Raw genomic sequence first — 6,386 nt, 5'->3', positions numbered from 1 at the left:
CCTACAGTGAGGAGGAAGCCTATCGTCTATTCCAACAAGGGGAAGCGGTGTTCCTGCGAAATTGGACGGAAACCTGGGCAACGATTAACTCTACGGATTCCCCGGTTCGGGGTTTAGTGGGCATTCGACCCATGGTGCACGCCGCCGGACAACAAAGCCACGGATGCCAGGGGGGATGGGGACTGAGCATCGTCAAAACGAGCCGCCATCCAGACGCGGCCTGGGAATTCGTCAAGTTTTTTACCAGTCGGCAAGCCCAGCGTCAGCTTGTGCTGGAAGTGGGGTATTTGCCCTCGCGCAAATCGCTCTACACCGATCCCCAAGTGGTGAAGCAATACGACTACTACCCAGAGTTATTGCCCTTCATTCAATCCTCCGCTCTGCGTCCAGCCATTCCTCAGTACACTGAAGTTTCGGCCATTTTGCAGCGCTATCTGCACGCGGCGTTAACTGATCGCCTCACGCCAGAACAAGCCATGCAAGCAGCGGTTCAGGAAACTCAAGAATTCCTCGAATCACCGGAGTGACTGCCGACCCCTAGGTCAGATTTCGATAGAGTCAAAAGATGGGCAGACAAGCAATGGTGGGGCGGTTATATTGATGCACAATCGCTTACGTTGAAAATTGCTAGAGATGGGCATACTAGATTCAGAATGAGGTTTGCCATCTACGCCATAGCCAACGGTGTCTATCCGCTTGGGCTAACTATCAACCCACCTAGGGTCAGCGATCGCTGTAACGCTTCAATTCCTGGCGTCGAAGGAACGGATCGGGAACGGTGGGTTTGCTGCTGTAGGTCTGTAGTACATTGCGGAATCGCCGACGGGGCGATCGCCGCATCCTAGTGAAGTCTGGATAAATGGCGCTGTGAATCCTCTGTCTTGGCGAAAGCGAATCTCTCTAGCCCCTCCTCAATGGCGCACCCTGATCAACAATGGGACGATTGTGGTTGGTATGGCGTGTGCGGCAACGGCTTCCTTGGCAGCCTTGAACAGAGCGGGGCTGTTGCAAGACTTAGAACTGCGTACCTACGATTGGATGTATCGCCAAGTGCCCGATCTGGGAGTCGATCCCCGGATTGTGACTATTAACCTCACGGAAGAAGATATTCGCACCCAGCAGCGAGCGACCCCCTCCGATCAAGTCTTGACCGATTTGCTCAATGCGATCGCCCCCTACGAGCCGCGTGTGATCGGCCTAGATCTCTACCGCGATTTACCCCAAGAACCTGGAACTGCTGATTTTTTAGATACCCTTCAAACCACCTCAACAGTGGTCATCACCAAACTCGGCAACTCCGAAGAAGACACCATCCCACCTCCGCCTGTCAGTGCTGATAACATCGGGTTCAATGATCTTCCCATCGACCCCGATGGCGTTGTGCGCCGAGCGCTGCTGTTTGCCAGTACCGATGGAGAAACGTTTTATGGATTTTCGCTGCGCTTAGCGCTGCGGTACTTGGAAGACGAAGGGATTTTGCCAAAACCGAGCGTGATCAATCCTGACTATCTGGCGCTTGGAGAAACGACGTTGACCCCGCTTACCTCTGATTACGGGGCGTATCACCACATGGATTCTGCGGGCTACCAAGTGCTCCTCAACTATCGGTCACGGACGATCAGTCATCGGCTCACGTTTACCCAAGTGCTAGACGGTGATTTTGATCCAGCCTGGGTGCGCGACAAGATTGTGCTGATTGGGAATGCGGCTCCCAGCGGCAAAGATTTGTTCCACACGCCCTACAGTGCCGGAGAAGCTGCAGACTATCTGATGACGGGAGTCGATGTCCATGCTCAAATTGCCAGTCAGCTCATCAGTGCAGCGTTGGCCGAGCGATCGCTGATTTGGGTTGCCCCTGGCTGGATCGAGATTCTGTGGATGTTTGCGTGGGCGGTAAGTGGTGGGGCGATCGCCTGGGCGATGCGTCATCCGCTAACCCTCGGTGTTGTGAGTTTGGGGCTGATGGTGCTGCCGATTGGGGCAGGGCTGGTTTTGTTCTTGGGGCATAGTTGGCTACCTGTGGTTGCTCCGACCTTGGCCTTGCTGTTGACGGCCAGCGGCGTCGTGGTATACCGCTCCTACACCGCTCATCAGCAACACCAAATGGTGATGACGCTCCTCGGCCAAAGTACCTCTCCTGAAGTGGCGCAGGCACTTTGGCAAAATCGCGATCGCCTGATTCGGGCGGGCAAACTCCCCGGACAACGGCTAACCGCCAGTATTTTATTCATCGACATCGCTGGCTTTAGCAACATTGCCGAATTGATGGCTCCTGAAGATTTAATGCAGTGGCTCAACGAATTTTTAGAGGCTATGACCGACGCCGTTCAAGAGCACGGCGGCATCGTTAATAAATTTACTGGGGACGGGTTAATGGCGGCCTTTGGAGTTCCGATCGAGGCCGAATCACCAGAGCACATCGCGAGAAACGCTCGCCACGCCGTTGACTGCGCCTTGGATATGGGCGATCGCCTTCAGGCATTGCATCAGTCCTGGCAGGATCGTCAACTGCCGACGCCACCGATGCGAGTGGGCATTTTTACCGGAGATGTGGTGGTGGGTAGCGTGGGCAGTCGCGATCGGTTGGAATACGGCATTATTGGCGATAGTGTGAATGTTGCGTCCCGTCTGGAGAGTTGCCACAAGGAACTTCAGGTGTCCCTATGTCGGATTCTTATTAGTGATGAAACCCTGGACTATGTGGCCGATTACGTCGTGGTAGAACCGTGGGGGGCGCTCACCCTAAAGGGCAAACAAATGGCGTTGAATGTCTACCAGGTCCTGGGGTATGCCTCGGCGATCGCCCCTGATCCCAATCCGGAGATCGCGCCTTCCCCTCAAACGGACATTTCAAAACCTGTACAAAAACTTTAAATTTTCGCGGAACTAAACCCTGTGCTGCTGAATCTACATACATACAAGCCTCCGTTCGTCGGAGACCCCCTCCAAAGCGGCGAACGTTTCTCCAATGCAAGTTAGCGCCTGATCCCCATATCCCCCCTTGGTGCTGAGCTGTAAACGGCGTAATCGCAAGCGGAAAGAGGCAAATAATCAGCGTTCGTCCAAGCCGAGATGGTTAATCGGTTTATCGACTGAGAAAAAAGCGCTTCGATAGTCTAAGCATGAATCAGGGGTGTGGGAAAAGACGGTTGCTTGAGCCATAGTTAACGTAAGGCATCGTCCGATCCAGTGAATCAACACAAACTCATCACTCAGAACTAACGTTTTAGTCCTATGTCTTACCGTTCCCGCGTCTCAACTCAACTTACGGCAACCCTGCTCACAACCCTCGGTCTGTGGTTGGGTAGTAACCTAACCCTTTCCGCCTTTGCTCAATTTATACCTCCCGATAATATTGGCATTCCAGGTCGTCGCGAAGGCGGAGGGACTCGCGGTGAGTGTTTAAATAGCACCCAACCGCTCATGGCACTCGTGCCTGAAAACAGCTATGGTGAAACTGTTTCGCCCTATCCCACTTTCTTCTGGTTTGTGCCAGATGTGCCAGCTCAGGCAGCAGAATTTGTGTTGTACGATGAGGCGGGTAATGAGATTTACTACACTACATTTCAGCTTGTGGGCACCTCTGGAATTTTGAGCCTCAGCCTTCCAGAAACGGCGGATCTGCCGCCTCTCGAGCCGAATCAGAATTATGAGTGGGTGTTCTCGCTGGTCTGTGATACCCAGGATCGATCCGGGGATCTGTTTACTACGGGCTGGCTTCAACGGGTCGATCCTGATCCGGCTATGCAGGAACAGTTGGCTACGGTAACGGAGGGCGATCGCGCTAATATCTACGCCCAAAACGGCGTGTGGTACGATGCCCTAGCGGCATTGGCGACCCAGTATCGAGACAATCCAACCGATGCGGCGATCGCCAATGAGTGGACATCCCTCCTAACCTCTGTAGGGCTAGGAGACTTTGCCGATGCGCCCCTCATCCAAACCTATGGGCCAGATGTTGAAACCCCGGCACCCTAGTCCCGCTGAGTAACGAGCGTTAATCCATAAACGATCAAGACAGGGAAAGGCTTTCAACCCCTTCCCTGTCCTGTCGTTTCTTGGGAAATTGCTCAGATTAGTCGTTCAGGGGCGATCGCTGAGGTCGCTATCCGGCAGGTTACTGACCGAGCGCTGAAGCTGGGCTAAGGCTCGATTGTATCCCAATACTGCTTGTAGGCGATTCACCTCTGCACGGGTCAGATCGGTCTGAGCCTGAAGCACGTCGGTCTGAGTACCTACCCCAGCCTGGAACCGCAAGCGCGCCAATCGGAGGGCTTCAGTAGCCGTTTCAACAGCTAGCAATGCGGTTTGAATATTTTCGAGGTTAGAGCGCATGGTGGAGTAGGACTGTTCGACCTGAAAGCGAATTAGTCGCTTTGTATCTTCAAATGCATTTTCCGCAAGTGCCATATTCAACTCTTCTTGCCGTGCCGCTGCCCGCGCCGCACCACCGTCGTACAAGCGGATGTTTGCCTGTAGACCAATCGCGTAGGTTTCTAAATCATTCCCTGGACTTTCGGTTTCGTCTAGTAAATCAGAGAAGTTGTATTGGGCAAAAGCGGCAAGTTGAGGTCCCAAGGCCGAAAGCTGCGCCCGTCGCTGCTGTTCACTGATATCTCGCTGTGCTAACTGCTGTTCGAGTTCGGCTCGATTCTGATACGCCAGTGCAATACTGTCTTCCAAGGAAATATCCCAATACCCAGCAATATCCACCGGATCGGCTGCAGATAAATCGATGGACTCGGCGCTGTTGATGCGTTGAGAGAGTTGTCGGCGTGCGACTTCCTGATCGCTGAGTGCCTGAATCAAATCTTGTCGGGAGTTGGCTGCTTCCACTTCAGCCTGCAAGACATCAAAGCGGGTTCCTACCCCGGCTCGTTCGAGTGCTTGGGCATCGCGCAAACTCTGCAACGATTCTTCGAGCGATTGGGCGGCAATCCGTACCAACTCATCGGTCTGTTGCAAATCGTAGTAATCTTGCGTAACATCCAACCGTAATTGTTCAGACACAACCTCAACCTGGAGTTCCTGAAGGCGTACTCGTTCTTCTGCCGCTGCCACTAGTGCTGAGCGCCGACCGGATGTGAAAATGTCATAGGACACCGTCAGTCGACCGTTTAAAGTCGTGGCTTCGTTATAAATCGAGTCCGTTACGGTAATTGATCCACCAAAGGGATTCGTTGGATCAATGGGTTCCGCAAACTCAGCAAATGTGTTAGTTCCCTGATGCGTTATGGACAAATCTGCATCGAGCGTCGGCAAGTAAGCCGCTTGTGCCTCTCTCAAAGCTGCTTGACTTTGCTCTAGCTGGAGCAGCGATTCCTGAAGGGTCGTGCTATTTTGTCGAGCAAGTTCAATGGCTTGTTCGAGCGTAATGGGCTGCGTTCCAGATAGCTCTATTTCTTCAGGCTGGGTTGGAAAAGTCAGCGGGTTTGCAGGGGAGTTTAAATATTCTGGAACCGAGACGGGAGTATCTTCTGCGTCTAGACCGAAGGCTTCCGGAGGGGCGGTGCTGGGTGCGTCTAAAACGGCTGACGAATCTTCGATGGTTAAGCCATTTAAGCGATCGGGGTCAACCTGTATATCGACTCGGTTGATCTGCTCATTTGGAAACAGCCGTTCATACAAGGTTTCATTCACAGCCTCTCTGCTAGGAGTCCCTTCATTGTTACCGGTATTGGGGTCAGAGTCAGAAAGGTTGCTGCTCTCTGGAACGTCTTGGGCTAGGGTATCTGCCTCGGCGACGGCTGGACGGTCTTGCACTGGGTCACTTGTCTCGTCTGTAGTCGGTGCATCATCGGCCGTTGCCCGATCGATAGCCGCCGATTCCGTATCAGGTGATAGAGGGGAATCTGCGGTGCGATCGCCCGTAACGTCGCTCGTACGAGTCTCTGCGATCGCCTCCGGTTGATCATGGACTGAACTCTCAGCCGCGTCTTGGGCAGCCAGTGTGGCATCGGCAACCACGACCGAGTCACGACTCAATGCTGAGACTACCTCGGCAGAGTCGATTAAATTTAGCGGCTCATCTGACGAGTGATCTGGAATGGCCATTCTGGCTTTGTTGTCTGCGCTGGAACGGGGAGCAGAGTCAACTAGCAAAGCCGCCTGTACCGATCTGGCACCCAAAGGATTTAGGGCGATCGCCGCACTGATGCTGACAGCAAGTAACGATAGAGAAGGTTTCATACGAAACGCCTTTGCAGCCGTTAGTTTGTAAGTGGACGTAACTTAAACCTAATTGTTTGGCACAATCCTTAAGCAGGATAATAGTTGATCCATAAAATTGGCAAATTGTTTTTGGTAGATTTCACCTAAGTTCGGGAAGATTTACAAGTGATATCGTGAAATAAGCAGCGTCCGAATCTTTTGGATGTCCTACACTT

At 53.0% G+C, this 6,386-nt stretch carries 4 protein-coding genes; 3 read left to right on the top strand and 1 reads right to left on the bottom strand.

The genetic code is table 11. The annotated features are described in order from the left end of the window. From IGR76_06135 to IGR76_06125, 3 genes are all read left to right on the top strand, one after another. The coding region (locus IGR76_06135) for an extracellular solute-binding protein (GenBank protein ID MBF2078097.1) at positions 1-527 on the top strand (527 nt) is incomplete at its 5' end. A gap of 427 nt (positions 528-954) precedes the next feature. Continuing rightward, complete coding sequence (locus IGR76_06130) at positions 955-2,874, top strand: adenylate/guanylate cyclase domain-containing protein (GenBank protein MBF2078096.1); 1,920 nt, start codon at positions 955-957, stop codon at positions 2,872-2,874. A 360-nt stretch (positions 2,875-3,234) separates the two neighbouring features. Further along, positions 3,235-3,978, top strand: coding sequence for a DUF928 domain-containing protein (locus IGR76_06125; protein ID MBF2078095.1), 744 nt, complete (start codon positions 3,235-3,237; stop codon positions 3,976-3,978). A 105-nt stretch (positions 3,979-4,083) separates the two neighbouring features. Here the strand turns inward: IGR76_06125 and IGR76_06120 are convergent, their stop codons facing one another. Further along, positions 4,084-6,189 carry a TolC family protein gene (locus tag IGR76_06120; GenBank protein ID MBF2078094.1) on the bottom strand — a complete coding sequence of 702 codons (2,106 nt, stop codon included), beginning with the start codon at positions 6,187-6,189 and terminating at the stop codon, positions 4,084-4,086. Positions 6,190-6,386 lie beyond the last annotated feature (197 nt).

Source organism: Synechococcales cyanobacterium T60_A2020_003 (assembly GCA_015272205.1).
In the GTDB taxonomy this organism is placed as follows: domain Bacteria; phylum Cyanobacteriota; class Cyanobacteriia; order RECH01; family RECH01; genus JACYMB01.
This window is presented reverse-complemented; position numbering and strand designations above follow the sequence as displayed.